Below are 19,931 nucleotides of genomic sequence, written 5' to 3'. Positions count from 1 at the left end.
GCATTAGGGAAAAAATAGAGAAGGTCGTCACATTTTTTTGACGCTGTTTTAAGCATAGACAAAGGTTTAAAACGCATTGAAAGGAATGTGAAAATTTACATAAGAAAATGCTTAGAAATTTTAAAAATGAAAAAAACACAAAAAAAAACCCGCAAATATGCGGGCTTTTTAGCAAGCTAGATTGTCTTTACAGCAAAATACGCAGCATGCGACGCAGCGGTTCTGCCGCGCCCCATAACAGCTGGTCGCCAACCGTGAAGGCAGACAGATATTCTGGCCCCATATTCAGTTTACGCAGGCGCCCAACCGGAGTATTCAGCGTACCGGTCACCGCTGCTGGCGTCAGTTCACGCATCGACAGGTCGCGGTCATTTGGGATCACACGCACCCAATCATTATGAGTTGCCAACAGCTGTTCGACTTCTGGAATAGAAATGTCTTTTTTCAGTTTCAATGTAAACGCCTGGCTATGGCAGCGTAGCGCGCCGATGCGTACGCACAAACCATCTACCGGGATCACATTGGAAGTTTGCAGAATTTTGTTGGTTTCCGCCTGGCCTTTCCACTCTTCTTTGCTCTGGCCGTTGTCTAACGCTTTATCGATCCATGGGATCAAACCACCCGCTAAAGGCACGCCAAAGTTATCAGTTGGCAAGGTGCCGCTGCGGGTCAGCGCGGTCACTTTACGTTCGATATCAAGAATAGCCGAAGCCGGGTCCTGCAACTCTTTGGCAACACTGTTGTGCAACATGCCCATTTGAGTCAGCAGCTCGCGCATATGGCGTGCGCCGCCGCCGGATGCCGCTTGATAGGTTGCTACCGATGCCCACTCCACCAAGTCATTGGCAAACAGGCCGCCAAGCGACATCAGCATCAGGCTAACCGTACAGTTACCGCCCGCGAAGGTCTTAATCCCGCGATCGAGTCCTTGATGAATAACTGAACTATTGACTGGATCCAGAATAATCAACGCATCATCATTCATTCGCAGAGAAGATGCTGCGTCAATCCAATAACCTTTCCAACCGATTTCACGCAGCTTTGGATAGATTTCATTGGTATAATCTCCACCCTGGCAAGTAATGATGATATCGAGCGCGCTTAGCGCATCTAAATCAAAGGCGTCCTGCAGTGTGCCCTGATGACCGGCAAATACCGGTGCAGGTTCACCATGCTGAGATGTGGAGAAGAATACCGGCCGAATGACGTCGAAATCGCGCTCTTCTGTCATGCGTTGCATGAGCACCGAACCGACCATACCGCGCCAACCGACGAAACCTACATTTTTCATAATAACTGTCCTGCCCTAAGGGTGATAACTGCTTAAAATGTCGCGCTTGCACCTTTTGGGTACATTTTTCTGATAATCAGGGGTAAAACTCACGAGTTTTGCCCTATTAATGCGCTGGCCTACCACATTACAAAATGTGGTCAAAGTGGCAAGTGAATTTATTCGATGTGCTGCCTGTTGTTAGCAGTACAACTTATATTGCCCCTAAATTTCGAGTGACAATTTAGAAATATGGGGTCTTGAACTTACAAGCATTGGGGTAATCGAGGTAATCATGACTGAGATGTTCTCAGCAACCGTGTTGCTGTTTTTAATTATGGATCCACTGGGCAATTTGCCGATTTTCATGTCCGTGCTCAAACATGTTGATCCCAAAAGGCGCCGGGTGATCTTGATCCGCGAAATGTTGATCGCCTTAATCCTGATGCTGATCTTCCTGTTTGCCGGTGAGAAGATCCTTAGTTTCCTTAACCTGCGTACTGAAACGGTTTCTATCTCGGGCGGGATTATCTTGTTCTTAATTGCCATTAAGATGATTTTCCCTTCACACGAAAGCACGACGAGCGGCTTACCGGCTGGCGAAGAGCCTTTCTTGGTACCCTTAGCGATTCCTTTAGTAGCAGGCCCCTCTATTTTGGCAACGTTGATGCTGTTATCGCATCAATATCCTGGGAAACTCAGCCATCTAACGCTAGCGCTCTTTATTGCCTGGGGGTTATCAATGGCGATTTTGATGCTATCCGGCATGTTCCTGCGCCTGTTGGGCGATAAAGGCGTTAACGCTCTTGAACGCCTGATGGGACTGATTCTGATTATGCTGGCGACTCAGATGTTCCTTGATGGGATTCGGGCATATATGAAGCTGTAACATGCCAAGTGCTTATTCCCTGTAAAAACGGCGGGCCTGAAAAGGCCCGCCGTTTTTATTTGCTAAAGCATTCTTACTTTAAATCACCATTGATAGCAGTAGCGTTCCTACCAAGCCACACAGTGAAATAATAGTCTCCAGCACCGACCAGGATTTAATGGTTTCCATGATGCTCAGGTTGAAATACTCCTTGAACAGCCAGAAGCCTGGGTCATTAACGTGCGAGAAAATCAGGCTACCGGAACCTACCGCGATAACCATTAACTCTGGGCTAACGCCAGTAGTGGCAATCAACGGGGCCGCAATACCACCGGCAGTAATCGCCGCAACGGTTGCAGAACCTAATGCAATACGCAAAATCGCCGCAATCGACCACGCCAGCAGGATTGGCGACAGGTTGCTGCCATGCATAATTCCAGCGATATATTGCTCAATACCACTATCCACCAGCACTTGCTTGAACGCACCACCACCGCCGATAATCATCAGCATCATGGCGATAATTTTAATGGAATCCGTCATTGTCGCCGTGATTTCATCCATCTTACGACCACGGTTCAAACCGAAGGTGAAGATAGCAATCAATACTGCAATCAGTGTTGCCATAACCGGGTCGCCAAAGAATTCGGCGTAGGCTAGCACCGGATGACCTTTCGGCAAGATCATTTCTGTTATGGCGCGGAAGGCCATTAAAATCACGGGTACTAGCGAAGTAGCAACGCTCACGCCAAAACTCGGCATTTCGGCTTCGGTAAAGGTTTTCGGGTTAAACAAACCAACCGGAACCGGTTTGTCGATACCTTTTAAGAAACGGGCAAATACCGGACCGGCCAAAATCACTGTTGGCACTGCCAAAATCGAACCGTACAGCAGCGTTTTACCCATATCGGCGTGGAACAAGGTCGCAATCGCCGTTGGTCCTGGATGTGGAGGCAGGAAACCGTGAGTTACCGACAGCGCCGCGGCCATAGGTACACCGACGTATAACAGCGGAATGCGTGCCGACGCCGCAATAGTAAATACCAGCGGCAACATCAGCACAAAACCGACTTCGTAGAACAAAGCAAAACCAACGATAAAGCCGGTTAAGACTACTGCCCATTGAATATAATTTTTGCCAAACTTATCGATAAGCGTGGTGGCGATGCGCTGTGCTCCGCCACAATCGGCTAGCATTTTACCGAGCATGGCACCAAAGCCCATGATCAGCGCCAGGCTGCCCAAGGTGCCGCCGACACCATTTTTAATCGAGTTGATCACTTTATCGACCGGCATTCCCTGCATAATCCCGACTGCCAGAGCAACCAGAATTAGGGCGATAAAACCGTTTAACTTCAATCGGATCATAAGCAAAAGCAGCAGAGCGACCCCTACAGCAACAATCACTAATGGCATAACTTTTCCCCTTTCGCATCCGCAGATGCTGCAAAACAACATGTGACGCGTTAGTTTTAGTTTTTAAGCGAGTAAATTGGCTTAACAGGTGCGACAGGCTGACTCTGCAACCTTGATTTTTGGGCGAGTCCTATGTGATTTTAGTCACACCCCAATATGTTACCGGTATCATGATACCGGTAACATGCTAACATTAGGAATCGGCCAGGCGGCTAAATTACAATTCTGAGATAGAGATCATACTTATGGCTGGACAAAGCATCATCTTGATGGGGGTATCTGGCAGCGGTAAATCTACCGTTGCTGCCGCGTTGGCTCAGGCAATCAACGCCAAATTTATCGATGGCGATGATCTGCATCCCCGAGCAAATATTCAGAAAATGGCCAGCGGCGAGCCGCTCAATGACGACGACCGTGCCCCTTGGTTGTTGCGTCTTAACGATGCGGCCTACAGCCTGCGACATAAAAATGAAACCGGCATTATTGTCTGCTCGGCATTAAAGCGTCGTTATCGTGACGCCTTGCGTGAAGGCAACGAAGGGATGATTTTCTTGTATTTAAAAGGCAGCTATGAGGTGATTTTGTCACGCTTGCAGGCACGAGCTGGCCATTTCATGCCCAAGGATCTGCTGAAAAGCCAGTTCGATGCACTGGAAGAACCGGGTGAAGACGAAACCGATGTGGTGCGAGTCAACATTGATCACAGTCTTGATGGCGTGGTTGAACGCTGCATTACGGCGTTAGAGAAGAATGGTGTGTCTGGTAAGAAACCTGCGTTAACGACGGCAAGCGCTAAATAGACAAAATGGCGGCAGATGAAATCAGATACTGCCGCCCGCCGAAATCGTAAACCCAACGTCGACCATTTTCGGCAGTACCTCTTCCCCACGCAGCCGGGCTAACAAACGCTCGGCAGTGATTTGGCCCATCTGTTCACGCGGTGTTAATACGCTGGCAAGCGTTGGTTCCATTGCCTGCCCCATATTGTGGCCGTGAAACCCGGCAATCGCCATCTGTGTTGGGATATGCAGCCCTTGCCGCTGGCATTCAAAAAACGCACCGGCGGCCAAGTCATCGTTGGTACAGAAAATACTGTCGATTTGCGGATAATCACGCTGAGCTTGTTGGAGTAACTCAGCCCCCGCAGAATAACTCGACGACTGGCTGGTCATCACGCTGTAAGGCTGCAAACCTGCGTCACGCATCGCCTGCTCGTAACCGCGCTGCTTGATAAGCGTTCGCTCATCCTGACGAGCACCAAAATAAACCACATGCCGATGCCCACGAGCAATAATCTGCTGCGTCATCTGCCTGGCAGCAGCAAAGTTATCGAAACCAACCGCCAAATCCACACAAGGCGACACGCAGTCCATCATTTCAACCACCGGAATACCGGCCACCTCAATCATCTGCAGCGTACGCGGTGTGTGATTACGCTCCGAGAGAATCAAGCCATCAATATTGTAAGAGAGCAGCGATGTGAGTCGCTGTTCTTCCCGCTCCGGGCTATAACCATAGTGTGCCAGCATCGTTTGATAACCGTGAATATCGGTCACGCTTTCAATACCGCGCAGCACTTCGGCAAAGACCTGGTTAGTCAGCGATGGCAGCAGCACGCCAATCGCCCGACTTTTGGCATTCGAGAGAATATCTGGCGCACGATTGGGGATATAACCCAGTTCATCTAGCGCAGCGGAAATTTTCTCCTGCAACGCCTGCGATACCTGATCGGGATTACGCAAATAACGGCTTACCGTCATTTTTGTTACCCCAACGAGGTCGGCAACGTCCTGAAGCACTGGCCTTTTTTTCTTCATTTTCAATGAACTGGGTTAATGGAATGAGGCGTTGAGTTTAACAAATAATGACCGCTTTGGGCAGTAGAAGAGAATGTATCACTGCCAATCTCACATAACTCATCGTGCAGAACGAAGCGGCCATAAAATCAACCTGACGTTGAAAACTAGATAATACCGACATATCGTGCCCGCGGACGAATCAGGCGGCGCGCAGCAACCTGCTCCAGCGCATGAGCCAACCAGCCTGAGCAACGACTAAGCGCAAACAAAATAAATGGCGCTTCTTTCGGTAGACTGAATGTGTCAGCAATTATCCTCGCTGTCTCCAGCTATCAGAGTGAATAATATTACCGTCTATATAATTCCACGTTATTTTCTCATAGCGGAATTCAACCAGTTCCATATGATTGAATTTTTCTTTAGTGGAATCTTTAATATTATTCATTAAGGGAAGCATCGACACTACCTTTGCATGTTCTAAGAGTGTGTTAAAATATTCAACTTCTTGTCCTGCATCATTAACTCTATAAAATTTTAACTCTGCTGATTGTAAAGTTTCACCGCTGGTCAGAGCCTTATAAAGGTAAGGTGATGACGAATCGACTTCTTTTTCAATTAGGAAAGGCAGATGCGTACGAGTTCCGGTTATTCTCCCAGTATTATCGTCAGTAGGTATATTAATACTATGGTGGATCCCTAATACCTCGACACTTCCCTCTCGAGTACGTATATCTACAGAGCCTTTAATTGCATTACCACCATCGTCTATTAAAAATAAATAAACTGGTATAGCCATAATTATAGATCCTCCGAAAACTCCGTTGACTGCCCTACCACATTAACTAGCTTATCAAGGCAATTTTTACCGGTAGTGGTTTTATGTAAAGCGCGTATAGCATCGACAACATACTGATTCAGTTCTGTAGTGCTTCCTTGATATAGAGGCATTGAACACACGACATCTGTACTCAACGGAACAACTGCATCGTCAATTACAGCCATAACACCCGGTGCATTTTTAGGTATTGCCATTGCCAATGCAGAACTGATGTCTTCATTCCACCCCTCAGCCCCGGCAGTCGAGATTAATGGGACAATACTAAGCCAATCTGGTGAACCGCTAGCAATATGCTCCATGATATAATTCCACTCTCCGCCATCAGCATCAGGGATACTCGCAATGACTACTTTTGCACCTTGATCATGAATTTGTTGGGCGAATTGTTGCGCTGTTAAATGAGGAAATGGGTTGATCGCCACCAGATGCGGAGCGCCTGCAAATGTACTTGCAGAGAAGAAGAATAAGAAAGGCAAAATATTCATCTCACCACCAGAACCGTATCACCAGAATTAAGAATGTTTTGGCGAAGATGAGCACCATTGATCACTATACATCCTTTAGATGAATTGCCCATTGTTGCAGAGTTGTACCCATGTATACGAAATGCAGAGCGACCATATGTATTGGTTCCTGCAATAGGCTCAAGAATTACAGTTAATGGTCCTTTATGATTATTGTATCCATTAATTCTGTAATACCCTTTAGGAATAGGACCAACATCTTCTACATTTTCGGATTGAGGATTATTCTTTCCTTCACCTCGCCCACTATAACCATGTGCGAAAATACCGCCGTTATGCTTCAACTCCCCCGTACTTTGTGAATACTCCCACGTCATAGCTCCACCCTTAATTATCCATACAAGAAGATTTGAAAAACCGAATGGCTAATATAGGCTGACCTTAACCAGATAAAATATGTTTAAAATGAAACAATCGTTCTTATCACAAAATAGAAGAGTGGAATAGAAAAATGATTGATATATATCATGCCATTATCACATTCATTTAAAGTAATGATATAGCCCATCAGCCCTATATTCTTAAAAATAGTGTTATTTGTTAAGTTAATTAAAATTCCATGCCAAAATAATTGAAGTTTCCTCAAGACGGCAAAGGCGCGCAACCAACACAGAAGCAACGTCAAGTATGATCGATATAAAACGTAATAGCGCTATTTCACCCCGCCACTCTCATCGTGCAACCACTGCTCAAAAGCCAACAGCGCCGTTTCGTTGATTCCCGTTTCTGCTGGTTTTACCAGGCAGAACTTTTTGCTCAACGCGGCAGATGGCGACCAAGGCGCGACCAGAGCTCCGTTGCTAAGTTCTTTTTCAACATACAGATGTGGCACCAATGCCACGCCTTGCCCGCTCAGTGCAGCAGCGATGGCCATTTCATGCAGATCATAGCGAACGCCCTGAGCCGGATTCTCTAGCATGATGCCATTTTCCCGAGCGTAACTATCCCATGCCTCTGGATTCTGCCGTCGGTGGATACGCGGTAGCCCGTTTAACTGGGTCGCAATGTCCTTCTCTCCCGTCAGCAATGCAGGATGACACACAGGCACCAAACGTTCCTCAAAGAGAAAATGCATGCGCATACCCGCCCATGCGGGATGTTCAAAATGAACCGCCGCGTCAAAACCACTGCCAGTGAGAATAAATGGGTCAGTTTTAGCGGCGATATTCAGCGTAATGTCTGGGTGGCGGCGACTGAAACTCCCCAAACGGGGAATAAGCCAGCGGCTGGCAAAGGTCGGTAACGCGGCGATCTCCAGACTTTTACTGCCTTGCGGCATGCCCTTTATATACTGCGTATCCCGATCAAGTCGTTCGAGCGTTTCGCGCACATGATGCGCATAACGAGCGCCAATAGGGTTGAGCTGTACACGGCTGCAGGTACGGTCAAACAATTTGCACGCCAGCAACGCTTCAAGACGCGCAATCTGTCGGCTAATGGCACCTTCCGTCAGTGACAGTTCTTCTGCGGCCCGCGCAAAATTACCGTGCCTTGCGGCCGCTTCAAAGGCTTGCAAAGAACGGCTGCTGGGGATTTTTCTGCGCATTATTGCTGCCTTTTCTGATAGAGATAAAATTTTCATCAGTGATAAAAAGTCACTAAGTGATGAAATAATATCGATTCAGAGCCGGAAATACAGCCTGTAGCATGATGAAACATCAACATGCAGGGCAATAATGCTCTGATGTATCTCACGCAGAGAAAAGCTTATGCTTTATACCGTTGAATGCACTTATACCGACCGCGAAAGCGAAGATGAATGGAATAACTTCTATAGTTTGGAAAAACTACCGGCCCTACTTTCCGTTAGCGGCTTCAGCACTTCCCAACGTTTCAAGGCACTATCGCCTGGTTGCCCTGTTTATCTCGCCATTCACACCATCAGGGATGCGAACGTTATTAGCAGTGAAGAATACCGGCAAAAAGGCGGCGGCAATTTCTCACGCTGGCAACCTTTCATCACCGACTGGCAGCGAAATCTGTATGAGTCTAACGAACAAGCGCCAGCGGTATCCGCAAACGACATCCTACTACTTAGCCCCACACCGCTGGACTTCCTTGAGACGGAACGGGGTTATCGCGCATGGGAAATGCTGGCAGCAGGACTGGATAAATGCCCCGCGCGCCGAATAGCCTACGTTCTATCGCGTGAAACACTCGGCCTCTTATCTGAAATAACCAAGGGTCACTGCTACGAACCAATAACAACGCAGTTGCAGAATCCAACTCACCTTGATGCCTGAGGTATTCATGAACACTCCCTCTTTTAGCTCCCACCAAATTGGCGACTTTCTCGTCACCGCGGTTAGTGATGGTAACATGGCCGCCAGTTTGGATTTGTTGTCTCCTATTGATAGCGCGGATGCTGAGGGCATTCAGCGCCGAGCCGGGATTATCGAACCCGGCAATATCTATATTAACGCTTATCTCATTCGTAGCCCGAGGCGCACGATATTGATTGACGCCGGTACCGGCGGGATAAATAACGCAGGTGGATTACTGCAAGAAAATCTTCGCATGCTTGGCGTCAATCCTGAAGACGTCGATACCATCCTGCTAACGCACGGCCACCCGGATCATATCGGTGGCTTGCTGGACGCGAAAGGGCATGCGGTTTATCAAAACGCGACGCTTTATCTTCACCCACTCGAAGCAAAACACTGGCGGGATGATGACAAGTTAACGTTGGCGAACGAACGCGGGCAGCGTAATTTTTATCTGGTTCGCCGCGTGCTCGCAGCTTATACCCAAAGCCTGAGGTTTTTGGACGAAACAGAGGTGGATACAGGGATTCGCCCGGTGTGGTTACCCGGCCATACACCCGGTCATACTGGGTTTCGTATTGATTCTGGCGGGCAAAGCTTGCTGATATGGGGAGATATTGTCCACTTCCCGCATATTCAGTCGGCACAACCAAAAGTTTCTATTGCCTTTGACTGCGACCCTGCTCAGGCCGAAGAGACGCGTAAAAACCTGCTAGAACAGATTGTCAGGGAAAAGTTACTGGTGGCAGGTATGCATTTTGACAAGCAAGGGTTTGCTCACATCTATCCAACGGCCGGCGGATATCGTATCGCCTATGTAGAAGAATGAAAGGGGCCTTACGGCCCCTCTGGCTACTGATAAAGTCCATTATTAGGGAAAGTAAGCCGTTGGGGTCGTAGCGAGCTTGCTCGCCGGAGCGCCCCTAGGATTACTAAGCCCGGGTATCTCGGTATTGCCATCAAACTCAGGGGCCTTACGGCCCCTCATCATTACACGGGTGGCAAATCAAACAGCAGAATTTCACTGTCTTCTTCAGCACTCAGTGTCAGCGATTTTTCATCCCAAATAGCGAATGCATCGCTGGTACTGGCAGACTCGCCGTTAACCAAGACGTTACCTTTGACGACCTGTATCCAAATGCGGCGGCCTTCGGCAATCGCGTAGCTATCCTGCTGGCCTTGGTTTAACGCCCAACGTGACAACTCCATATCCTGGAACACTTTTAGCGAGCCGTCACGCGCATCTGGCGACAGTACCAGTTGGCGACCCTGCGGCGCGTCGAACATACGTTGTTCATAACGCGGCTCCAGCCCTTTGGTTTCAGGGATAATCCAGATCTGATACAGGTGCAATGGCTTATCGTTATTGCCGTTGTATTCAGAATGTCGAATCCCGGTACCGGCACTCATGATCTGGAATTCACCCGCCTGGATCTGCTCTTTATTGCCCATGCTGTCTTGGTGTTCTACGGTACCAGACAATACATAAGTCAGGATTTCCATATCTTTGTGCGGATGCGTCCCGAAACCCTGCCCGCCATCAATCACATCTTCGTTGATCACGCGCAGCGCGGAGAAGCCCATAAAGTTTGCATCATAATAGTCGGCAAAGGAGAACGTATGCCAACTATCAAGCCAACCGTGATTAGCGTGACCGCGTTCTTGTGCTTTACGTAAGTAGATCATTTTCAATTCTCCTCAATGTTTTCTCTAGTCTAGTCGCCGCCTGAGAATAAGAAAGCGTAAAAATCTCACCCCTATATTCAAAAAATATGAATGACTTTGAGAAGTTCAAACAACAGAATTGTTAATGCCTTGTTTGGCCAAAATAAACGCCGCCATCACATCCCCGTCGATAGCCGACAGGATTCGCTCTGCTCAGACTTCGCAACCCAACGCGCTTAATGTATAGTCCGCGCTTTACGGAGAAACTATGCTGACTAACTCATCTATTCGTCTTAACAAATACATTAGCGAGAGCGGTATCTGTTCTCGTCGTGATGCCGATCGCTTCATCGAGCAGGGCAACGTTTTTATTAACGGTAAGCGCGCCGCCGTTGGCACCCAGGTATTTGCCGGCGACGTGGTGAAAGTTAACGGTCAGCTTATCGAACCCCGTGATGAAGAAGATTTGGTGCTTATTGCACTCAATAAACCTGTTGGGATTGTCACTACCACAGAAGATGGTGAGCGGGACAACATCAGTGATTTCGTTAACCACAGCAAACGTGTGTTCCCCATCGGCCGTTTGGATAAAGATTCCCAGGGACTGATCTTCCTGACTAACCACGGAGACTTGGTCAACAAGATCCTGCGTGCTGGCAACAACCACGAAAAAGAATACCTCGTTACCGTGAATAAACCGGTCACCGACGAATTCATTCACGGCATGGGCGCTGGCGTGCCAATGCTCGGTACTGTGACCAAAAAATGCAAAGTGAAAAAAGAAGCGCCCTTTGTATTTCGCATCACGCTAGTACAAGGCCTTAACCGCCAAATCCGCCGCATGTGCGAACACTTTGGCTATGAAGTCACCAAGCTTGAACGTACGCGCATCATGAACGTCAATCTGAAAGGTTTACCGCTGGGCGAATGGCGAGATTTAACTGACGATGAGCTTATTGATCTCTTTAAGATGATTGAAAACTCCTCATCGGAAGATAAATCCGCGAAGAAAAAACCTGCGGCCTCCACGGCAGCTAAAAAGCCCAATGCCGGTAAGCCAAAAGTTGCCGCAAAACCGGATGCTAATGCCGCTTCTCGCAAGCGCTTCGCCCAACCGGGACGTAAGAAAAAAGGCCGTTAATCCACCTGCGTTACTACTCCAGCCCGTGATAAATGCTGCCAGCGAACTCCCGCCGCACATTATTACGGGCCTGCTGCCCCTGCTTTATTTATTGATTCCTCTCTCAAACGCTCTTCCCTCGCTACATTAGCGACAGCATCTATCTGCACAAAGCCGCAGCGTTTTGATGAGTGAGGATTCAGCAAAAAAGGCATAAAAAAAAGCCAGCACCCGGCTGGCTAAAAATACTGGAAGCAATGTGAGCAATGTCGTGCCATTCGGAAACCCGTTTGATCACGGTGAGTGATCATTTCCGAAGTGCATGACAATAATAATCATTATCATTCGCACTTGTAAAGCATTATTTGTCATTTAATATTCAATTGACGATTAAAAATAGACCGGTAAATTAAGAGGTTATTCCAACAAAAACAAACGGGGTTAAAAATGAGTGAGATTATTGTTCGTCATGCAGAGGCTGGAGATTATGTACAAGTGCACCAAATTTACTCGCATTCAGGCATCTACAGCGACACGCTCCAACTCCCGTTTCCCTCTTTAAAAACCTGGCAAAAGCGCCTTGAGACGGAGACCGAAGGGGAATTTTGGCTGGTCGCCTGCTCAGGTGAACAGATCGTCGGCCAATTAACCTTAAGACTGAATCCCAGCATGCGTCGCCGTCACGTCGCCACCTTTGGCATGGGCGTTCATCATGAGTTTCACGGCAAAGGCGTCGGCTCCGTGCTGCTGCAATCTGTCGTCGACTTATGTGATAAGTGGCTCAACGTACTGCGCATTGAGTTAACGGTTTACACCGATAATGACGCCGCGCTGGCGCTTTATAAGAAGTTTGGCTTTGAGATTGAAGGCACCAGCCCGTGTTTCGCGATGCGCGATGGCAAATTGGTAGATACATATCATATGGGGCGGGTGGTCAGCCCGCGGTGACTTCTTCAGGCCAGAAAGGCCAGGGATTAAAAGCTATGACCGAGCTTTTAGGCGGTTTTACAAGCAATAACCGTGCTTGTAGGCGGTTTTACAAGCCATAACCGTACTTGAGGCGGTTTTGTAAAACCAGAACGGTGAGTTTTTCGGTTTCCAAAGTGAGGTCTTCAATGCCGCCCCGCAGCTTAAACCGAGTAAAGGGTGGTGGCGCCACCCTTTACAATCCTGCGCCTTTTCATGGTGTTATATCGGATTCCAATTAGGCTATGTTTCAGTCACCACGGCGACAGGCGCAAATTTCATGGCTCCGCCATGCCTTCCTTCGGGTTCTAGCCAGCTTCGCCGTCTCTCCACCACTCGTCAGTGAAATTTTGAGTGCGCCACCAACCTTTTACGTCAAAAGATAAACCGCCTTTGAACTTGACCTTAAAAGCCGCCAAGCGCACTCAAAATGCCACCGGTGGAGTGGTGAAAGACAATGGAATTATCGTTGGCTTGAACCCACAAGCGGGAAGCCCGGAGGGCTGGCATTTGCGCTATCACGGAAGCCGCTGAAACATGGCTTCCGCTAGATCGGATGTTGATGTTTGAAAAGGCGGGGGATTTTCAAGGGTGGCGCCCCCCACCCTTGAAGCGGTTCGGGCTGCGAAGCCGCATTAAACACCGCATTTGAAGAACCGAAATTTGCACTATTCCCGTTGTAGAAGCCGCCCAAATCTCGGCCCAGATTTAATAAACCGAAAAACTCACCGTTCTGGTTTTACAAAACCGCCATCAAGCTCGGTCATAGCTTGATCAATATTCCATGATGCCACGCGCTTCCGGTAAATACCTGAGCTCAAACAGCACGCTGTCATTACTGCATCCCAGCACCTTAGCTGGTGCTGGCCCTGTCATCGGCGCAAAAGAGTGTCCATCGGCCTGGCTGATAAAGCGTTCGTAGATCACCGCGCTGACCGCCGGATGCGGGCAAGCCGTGATAGCATCCAAATAGAGCTGACTCTGGGCGGTGCTCAGTTTGCCGACACCGCGTCCGTCTTGTACCCACAGTTTTACCCCGCTGCCAGCGAGCAGGTTCAACATGTCACGGTACTGCTGCGGAGCCATATTACCGGCGAAGAAGCTACTGACTGCTATCGGTTTATCTGCAATCTGCGCTAAGTCTTGATGGCTTTTAGTCAGCCAACTGACTAACAGTTGCTGAGCCGCGGGGGTGCGCCAGCGCAGATCGTCGATTTCAGCGCTGAGATACCAGCCACCTATCGCCTCGCTGCCTAACACTTTTACCCACTGCGCGGCCTGCTGCCGGTCTTCGCGGCGTAAGCGATCGAAATATTGCGTCACCGCGCTATCCGGCTGATGCTGGCGGGTGAAGAATTCTGGGTCCGCGTACAAACCGATCACCAGTTTTAAGCCTGCTCGGCGGGCATCTTGCGCGCGGGCCAACAGCCATTGCTGATCAACTGGTGCGCTTAGCGCATCGCCGTAGCGACTCCATTGCAGCACCAGCGTATCAACACCCTGTTTTGGCAACTGCTGCATCAGCTGTTGCCACTGCGTTGGCGTTATTTGCCGGTCGCGTAGCTGCGGTTGCCACATTACCGCGCTGAAAGCCTGTGCCCACAACGGAATAAATAGCAGCAGCGCCGTTAGCCAACTGATTACTTTTTTCATTACCAACGCCCTCCAAAGGACAAGATCACACTGTCTTTATAGCTTGTCCCATTGGTCGCCGAAGCGCGGCTGTCGAAGACATGTTGATACTCGAGCCCCACGCTAATTTTATGCGGCCAGGCATCGTAGCGCGTTTCACCGGACCAGATATTCCAGCGCATACCCACCCCGCCAAGCACGTTATGACTGGTATTGCCATCGAATGGGGTGTTTTGTGAATCCCGATTGCCGGAGAACACGCTCTCATTCCATTGCAGGTGGGCGTAAGGCTCCAGCGTTTGCCCTTGCTTGATTTTCTGATGCCAGCTCAGGCGATAATCCGCCGTGTAAGCCTGCTGGCGATTCTTAATATAATAGGCCGAGTCCAGATACAGATTTTGCGCCACCCAACCCGGCCCATCAGGATGCCACTCATCGCTGAAACGCCCACTGTTAAGGAACGAGGCACTGGCGCGCAGCATCACATCCGCGCTACCGCGATGGCGATCCAACGGCACCTGTTGCTCAGCAGCCAAATAAAATACTTGCTCACGCAGTGGCTTCCAGCGCAGGCCGAGCCCGACCATTGGGTCATAAATCGGCCAACTGCCGTTCTTACTGCCGCCACCGCTGCCGGTATTGCCCCCGGCGAACAAACGCCCATAAGCTGCCAGCGTGTCGCCATCAATCCATTGGTTATCACCAATTTTATAAGCGGCCTCAAACTGCCCATAGCTGCGATAACTTTGTTGGGAATTACCGCCTGCGGCAGAGGTCGTGCTGCTGGCCGGGGCATTAGCGTTGGAGCCGCTGAACGCATCCAGACCAAAACTCCAGCGTCGGTCGTTCTGTTCATGCAGACGGCGCAACGCAAAGCGTGTTTCTGCCGCCTCTTTGGAGGTATCGCCGCTATCATCGAGCATATCCACTGCCAGCTCGGAATAACGCCGCGTCTGCTCGGTATCATCCAAACGCTGGTTCACGTATACCAGTTGGCGCACCACTTGCGGCTGATCTGGCATCTGCTGATGCGCCAGTTCTAGCTGATCACGGGCGGCGGCAAAGCGTTTGTCATCGAACAAGGCAAACCCAAGCGCTGCGTGGGTAGACGCATCCTTTGAATCTAAGGTTATCGCCTGCTGCAAGGTCGCAATTGCTGAACGTAGCTCACCCTGCGCCAGTTGCATCTGTCCACGTAACACCAACGCCCGCGCGGTGGGCTGGGCCGCAATCGCCTGATTGAGCGCATTCAGTGTTGCCGGGCGATCGCCTTGATGCTGCTGCCACTGCGCCTGTAACCACCAGTAATTTTCACCGCGATCTGCCTGATGTTGGCGTAGATTTTCCAATGCGCTAGCCAGCGTCGACCAGTCATTAGCAGCTAAGGCGCTGTTGGCTAAGGCCATTTCATCACTGGCTGAACGCTGTGCCTCTGGCACACGCAGCCATAAACGTACCGCAGCGGCAAAATCTTCCACCGCATAGGCTTGGTAGGCCATGCCGCGCAGGTTATCAGCGGAAGGATCACGCACCACCGCCTGCTGCCAGGCGTACATTGCTAACCCTGGCAACTGGGTGTGATAACAGTTGGCGAGCTGTGACCAATCGGAGGCCGGATAGGCTGTGCTTAAATCGCCCATCAGCGTCTGAATTTGCTGGCAGCTGCCGCCAAGATTTTGCAGTAACGCCAGTTGCAAACTGCGCAACGCAGGCGTTGATAACGGTGCTTGTAATCGCTCGCGTACCGCTGATGTCAGCAGCGCGGGGTTATCATGCAACCCGCTGGCTAAGCGCTGGGTCAGACGCTGGCGTAAGGTCATCGCCGCCCCCGAATAAGGCCAGCCGTTGAGTAATAATTGTGTTGCCGCCGCCGATTGGCCGATCTCGCCCAGTTGGTAGCTGAGTACATCAAGCTGCTGCCAATCCTGTGGCCGTGCGGCCATCATCTGCTGTGCCAGCATCGCGCTTTGTGCGCCCTGCTTTTGTCGTAAGCTCAGCGCCATACGCATCGATAAATGGCTGTCGGCAGGCAAAGTGTCTAGCAGACGCTGTAATCCCACATCATCATGATTAGCCAGTAACAACGGCCACTGCGCATCGGCAATATATTGCTGATTTTCGGGAAACCGCAGTTTATAGCTCGCCAATGCATTAGCCGGTTGGCTGGCAGCAGTTGCCAGCAGATATAGCCAATCTCGCTCCTGCGGTGCCTGAGAAAACAGCGGTTGCCGCTGTGCCAAATAATCGGCCAGCGATTGTTTTTGCCCGCGGCGCGCTAAATCTTGCGCATAAGCCAATTGCTGCTCTGGACTATTCAATTTGCCATCGTGCTGTAACGCCAACAGACGCGCATCTTGCTGATGAGAAAGCAGCAAACCAAACCACTGCTGCTGCTCATTAGGATTTAAAGGCGTGAGCTGATTAAGACGTTCAAACTGTTGATCGGCCAAATCATAATGGCGGTTGCCGATGGCGCGTTGAATAATCGCGCGGCGTAACGCTATTCCGCTCGGGCTTTGCGAGAAGCCTTCATTATCCAACTGGCGCAAGGCTAAATCATATTGATCAAACGACAATGCATAGTCACCAACGTTGGTGCGACACGCATCCGTTGGCTTGATTTGGCAAAACTGGTCGAGCTTATTGAGATCATCCGGGCTTTCAACCCGTAGCGGAATGGCCAGCAATGCATCGCGAACCTTGGTGTTATCCGGTGTGATATGCCACTGCGCTTCCAACACCTGACGGGCTTTATCTGGCTCACCAAAATGGCGGTAAGCTTCCGCCAGATACAGGCTCAACTGCGGATTTTCAGGGGCTAATTCATGAGCGCGGGCAAATTCTTTTAGCGCCATATCACGCTGTTCATTGTGCATCGCACCCATGGCTCGCTGCAGATGCGGATAAATAACAAAGGTCCGGTACTCACTTAATCCAAGATTAAGTACCGCTTCAGGTTGCTGTGCTGCCTGTAATAATGGGCTGAACAACAGTGAGCCGAGGACAAGTTTTTTGAAAATACCCTCCCCGCGTTTATGGCGGCGAGGGCGAGGTGCGTTGCATTTATTCTGGCGCACATTTTTGCGTAAATCGTTACGTAGGCGCATCACACAGCCTCCTGCAACTGACTAACTTGTTGCGGCGACAGGCCCGCATTGAGCAACACGTTGCTCATGGTGACTTGCAATGTTTGTTGTAGTGCTAACGCCTGATCCAAGGTTTCCTGACTGACAATAGATTCAGCAACCAAAAACTCCCCCAATGAACCTTGGCTACGGTCGAAACGCAGTAACAAGGCTTTCATTGCCGCTCCGCCAATATCGCCCAAAGAAATCAATACTTCGGCGAATAAAAACTGCCGCGAGGTGAATTCATTCCACAAGGTTTTACTTTGCTCAACGCTGATCCATTGCTGCTTCACAGCCTGTTGCAACAGGCCGCGATGTGCTGAATCTGGCTGCTTGAGATACCAATGGCGCAACCCAACGACCACCTGCCCACGCGGGACAATAACGTAACGAACCTGACATTTAAGCTTGCGGCTAATCGCCGCCAGTGACACGGGATCAATATCGCTTTCCGATGCCAGCACCAAATCACCGCCCTCTTCACGCAGCGGTAACACCGCATAGTGCAGCGCAATATCAGCCGATATGCGTTCAATTAATGACGGTGAGAGTTGCCAGGCATCCAACTCTTCGGCGACAACGCCACTTTGTTCTGCCAAACCCTGCGCTAATTGCCACGGCGTGATCAGCCCGCTATACACCAACATGCTGCCAAGTTTCAGGCCGCGAATCGGCTGGCTTAGTGCCTGTTGCAATGCCTCTTCGGTGAGCGTATTTTGCGCCACCAAAATTTGGCCCAGCGGACGGCGCGCACGGTTTTCACCGCCGACCATCGGGAAATCGTGAGTGGTTTTATCCCAGGCCACGCGACGCGGGTCACCATGCTGGATCACCTGGCGCAGCGCACGCCAGTTCGCCAGGAAGTTGATGACATTGCCCCAGAACAAACGCACCACTGACATCAACCCTTGCGCCAGACCATAGTAGGCGGTCACAAAAATAACGCGTTGCAACATGCGGTTAGCCATCAGCCAGAAGTTGATCCACAGTAATGTGACCAGCCAGGTGCCGCCGGTAAAGATCGACAAGAAATGCCAGGCATCGGGCCAGAACGTCTGATAGAGCCACAGCAGAATAAGCTGAATCATCACGAACATGGCGCTAAAGCTGAGGAAGTTCGTTAACGCCCCTTTACGGTCGCGCCATAAAAAGTAGTTAATCGCCGGGTTGTTGCTCCATTTATGGGTTTTAAAACCCTGAAAAACGATACCAATAATCCAACGAGATTTTTGCCGCACCGCCGTTTGCAGCGTATCCGGGAAATACTCACGCACACAGATAACATTAGAAGAGCGCGCACGCTGGAACAGCGGCGCTTGTTTATTCGGCGTATCAGGCAAGACCGGGAAACGTACAAAAATCTCCTCCATGCCCTTTTTCTTTAAACGGAAACCGATGTCGTAATCTTCCGTCAGACTCTGCACGTCAAAGGCAATACCGTCACCGTCTGCTAACAGCGCCAATACCGCACGGCGGCTAAAGCAGGTACCCACCCCCGCACTTGGCACTTGCCCGGCAATGGCTTCACGCACCGGAACATCTTTACTGTGCAGCTCGGCAAATTCATCGACATAAGACAGGCTGGTGAAATTACGCCAGGTACGTTCAAACGGATACACCGGGATTTGAATCAAATCTTTACGGGCGACTAAATAGTTAAACAGTCGCAATTCCATCGGCGAAATCACGTCTTCTGCATCGTGCAGAATAAAACCGGCAAAGGAGAAATTGGCGCTGCGCTCAAACTGCAAAATGGCATCAAGCACGTTATTCAGGCAGTCGGCTTTACTGGTGGGTCCGGGACGCGCACAGACTACTTTATGCACATTGGGAAAACGTGCGCTGACCACATCGACATCACGTTGCGTATCAGGGTCATTGGGATAAGTGCCGACAAAAATATGGTAATTTTCGTAATCCAGCGTCGAGGCGGCTAACTCGGCCATGTGACCAATCACGCCCGTTTCCTGCCAGGCAGGGATCATGATCGCCAGCGGCTTTTCATCAGGCTCATACAACGCTTTGTGGTTTAAAGGCGCATGACGCTTATAAATCGTCAACGCACGCCAAATGCGACGCCCCCAATAAATAACGTCAATAAAAAGGTCATCAACGCCGCTTATCAGCATCAGGATAGACAGAGTGATGGCTATATATTTCAGTACATAAAGGTAGGAGGAGAAAAGATCAATTAATGGCCACATGCAATGCCTTGTTATTTTTTGTATAAAGTCTGAGTTATTCCACATCAAAAAAAGATGGGCGCATCATCTTTAGAAAATGCTATTTAGCAAGAATGATAAAAAACCATCGCACAGACGACACCAAGGCTAACCCCACTGCCGGGGGTCAAAAGGTCATGGGCCTGAAGGTAACGGAGTCGTTGCGTGATAAATAGCCGCTCATTGTCTCATCATCTTCTCGAATCAGGCAATCTGATT

19 protein-coding genes are annotated in these 19,931 nt (G+C 49.8%); 7 read left to right on the top strand and 12 right to left on the bottom strand.

Annotation, left to right across the window (positions count from 1 at the left end; all coding sequences use genetic code 11):
• Window positions 1-187: 187 nt before the first annotated feature.
• Window positions 188-1,291 (bottom strand): aspartate-semialdehyde dehydrogenase, encoded by a 1,104-nt coding sequence (asd, locus tag ACL9RG_RS04905; protein WP_422791472.1) that lies wholly within the window; start codon window positions 1,289-1,291, stop codon window positions 188-190.
• A gap of 274 nt (window positions 1,292-1,565) precedes the next feature.
• Between asd and ACL9RG_RS04900 the strand changes: the two genes are divergently transcribed.
• A complete protein-coding gene (locus ACL9RG_RS04900) occupies window positions 1,566-2,159 on the top strand; it encodes a YhgN family NAAT transporter (RefSeq protein ID WP_422791471.1) in 594 nt (197 codons plus the stop codon).
• Between the two features lie 78 nt (window positions 2,160-2,237).
• On the opposite strand, the gene gntT is transcribed toward ACL9RG_RS04900, so the two are convergent.
• Entirely contained in the window at window positions 2,238-3,554 is a 1,317-nt protein-coding gene (gene gntT, locus ACL9RG_RS04895; protein ID WP_422791470.1) for a gluconate transporter, read from the bottom strand.
• Between the two features lie 245 nt (window positions 3,555-3,799).
• Between gntT and ACL9RG_RS04890 the strand changes: the two genes are divergently transcribed.
• The gene (locus ACL9RG_RS04890) at window positions 3,800-4,354 is read left to right on the top strand and encodes a gluconokinase (RefSeq protein WP_422791469.1); all 555 of its coding nucleotides are present in this window, start codon (window positions 3,800-3,802) and stop codon (window positions 4,352-4,354) included.
• Window positions 4,355-4,375: 21 nt separating this feature from the next.
• Here the strand turns inward: ACL9RG_RS04890 and gntR are convergent, their stop codons facing one another.
• The 6 genes from gntR to ACL9RG_RS04860 form a co-directional block, all read right to left on the bottom strand.
• The gene (gene gntR, locus ACL9RG_RS04885; RefSeq protein WP_422791468.1) at window positions 4,376-5,371 is read right to left on the bottom strand and encodes a gluconate operon transcriptional repressor GntR; all 996 of its coding nucleotides are present in this window, start codon (window positions 5,369-5,371) and stop codon (window positions 4,376-4,378) included.
• 146 nt (window positions 5,372-5,517) lie between these two features.
• On the bottom strand, window positions 5,518-5,622 hold the full coding sequence (locus ACL9RG_RS04880; RefSeq protein WP_422791467.1) for a citrate/2-methylcitrate synthase: 105 nt from the start codon (window positions 5,620-5,622) through the stop codon (window positions 5,518-5,520).
• Between the two features lie 41 nt (window positions 5,623-5,663).
• Window positions 5,664-6,149: a type VI secretion system tube protein TssD gene (gene tssD, locus ACL9RG_RS04875; RefSeq protein WP_422791466.1), complete on the bottom strand. Its 486-nt coding sequence runs from the start codon at window positions 6,147-6,149 to the stop codon at window positions 5,664-5,666.
• 2 nt (window positions 6,150-6,151) lie between these two features.
• Window positions 6,152-6,676: a hypothetical protein gene (locus tag ACL9RG_RS04870; RefSeq protein WP_422791465.1), complete on the bottom strand. Its 525-nt coding sequence runs from the start codon at window positions 6,674-6,676 to the stop codon at window positions 6,152-6,154.
• Window positions 6,673-7,032 carry a tlde1 domain-containing protein gene (locus tag ACL9RG_RS04865; RefSeq protein WP_422791464.1) on the bottom strand — a complete coding sequence of 120 codons (360 nt, stop codon included), beginning with the start codon at window positions 7,030-7,032 and terminating at the stop codon, window positions 6,673-6,675. Before ACL9RG_RS04865 ends, ACL9RG_RS04870 begins: the two co-directional genes overlap by 4 nt.
• 335 nt (window positions 7,033-7,367) lie before the next feature.
• Window positions 7,368-8,261, bottom strand: coding sequence for a LysR substrate-binding domain-containing protein (locus tag ACL9RG_RS04860; RefSeq protein WP_422791463.1), 894 nt, complete (start codon window positions 8,259-8,261; stop codon window positions 7,368-7,370).
• A 163-nt stretch (window positions 8,262-8,424) separates the two neighbouring features.
• On the opposite strand from ACL9RG_RS04860, the gene ACL9RG_RS04855 reads away from it, so the two are divergent.
• Together ACL9RG_RS04855 and ACL9RG_RS04850 are read left to right on the top strand one after the other, a co-directional pair.
• Window positions 8,425-8,958, top strand: a complete 534-nt coding sequence (locus ACL9RG_RS04855; protein WP_422791462.1) for a sugar ABC transporter — start codon at window positions 8,425-8,427, stop codon at window positions 8,956-8,958.
• Window positions 8,959-8,965: 7 nt separating this feature from the next.
• Complete coding sequence (locus ACL9RG_RS04850) at window positions 8,966-9,808, top strand: MBL fold metallo-hydrolase (protein WP_422791461.1); 843 nt, start codon at window positions 8,966-8,968, stop codon at window positions 9,806-9,808.
• 161 nt (window positions 9,809-9,969) lie between these two features.
• Here the strand turns inward: ACL9RG_RS04850 and ACL9RG_RS04845 are convergent, their stop codons facing one another.
• On the bottom strand, window positions 9,970-10,665 hold the full coding sequence (locus tag ACL9RG_RS04845) for a pirin family protein (protein ID WP_422791460.1): 696 nt from the start codon (window positions 10,663-10,665) through the stop codon (window positions 9,970-9,972).
• 247 nt (window positions 10,666-10,912) lie between these two features.
• On the opposite strand from ACL9RG_RS04845, the gene rluF reads away from it, so the two are divergent.
• The 3 genes from rluF to ACL9RG_RS04830 all read left to right on the top strand — a co-directional run bounded on the left by rluF (window position 10,913) and on the right by ACL9RG_RS04830 (window position 13,264).
• Entirely contained in the window at window positions 10,913-11,785 is an 873-nt protein-coding gene (rluF, locus tag ACL9RG_RS04840) for a 23S rRNA pseudouridine(2604) synthase RluF (RefSeq protein ID WP_422791459.1), read from the top strand.
• 426 nt (window positions 11,786-12,211) lie between these two features.
• Window positions 12,212-12,712, top strand: a complete 501-nt coding sequence (locus tag ACL9RG_RS04835; RefSeq protein WP_422791458.1) for a GNAT family N-acetyltransferase — start codon at window positions 12,212-12,214, stop codon at window positions 12,710-12,712.
• A 411-nt stretch (window positions 12,713-13,123) separates the two neighbouring features.
• Window positions 13,124-13,264 carry a hypothetical protein gene (locus ACL9RG_RS04830; RefSeq protein ID WP_422791457.1) on the top strand — a complete coding sequence of 47 codons (141 nt, stop codon included), beginning with the start codon at window positions 13,124-13,126 and terminating at the stop codon, window positions 13,262-13,264.
• A gap of 240 nt (window positions 13,265-13,504) precedes the next feature.
• Here ACL9RG_RS04830 and ACL9RG_RS04825 read toward each other — a convergent pair whose 3' ends face one another.
• From ACL9RG_RS04825 to nrfB, 3 genes are read right to left on the bottom strand one after another with little or no spacing between them, the layout of a single operon-like run.
• A complete protein-coding gene (locus ACL9RG_RS04825) occupies window positions 13,505-14,383 on the bottom strand; it encodes a DUF4434 domain-containing protein (RefSeq protein WP_422791456.1) in 879 nt (292 codons plus the stop codon).
• Window positions 14,383-17,469, bottom strand: a complete 3,087-nt coding sequence (locus ACL9RG_RS04820; RefSeq protein ID WP_422791455.1) for an NfrA family protein — start codon at window positions 17,467-17,469, stop codon at window positions 14,383-14,385. The genes ACL9RG_RS04825 and ACL9RG_RS04820 overlap by 1 nt, the downstream gene beginning before the upstream one ends.
• On the bottom strand, window positions 17,469-19,694 hold the full coding sequence (gene nrfB / locus ACL9RG_RS04815; RefSeq protein ID WP_422791454.1) for a cyclic di-3',5'-guanylate-activated glycosyltransferase NrfB: 2,226 nt from the start codon (window positions 19,692-19,694) through the stop codon (window positions 17,469-17,471). The genes ACL9RG_RS04820 and nrfB overlap by 1 nt, the downstream gene beginning before the upstream one ends.
• Window positions 19,695-19,931 lie beyond the last annotated feature (237 nt).

Origin of the sequence: Rouxiella sp. Mn2063, assembly GCF_049319665.1 — a bacterium.
Lineage (GTDB): Bacteria > Pseudomonadota > Gammaproteobacteria > Enterobacterales > Enterobacteriaceae > JBMOUD01.
Note: the sequence above shows the minus strand (reverse complement) of the source record. Positions and strands in the feature narration are given on the sequence as shown.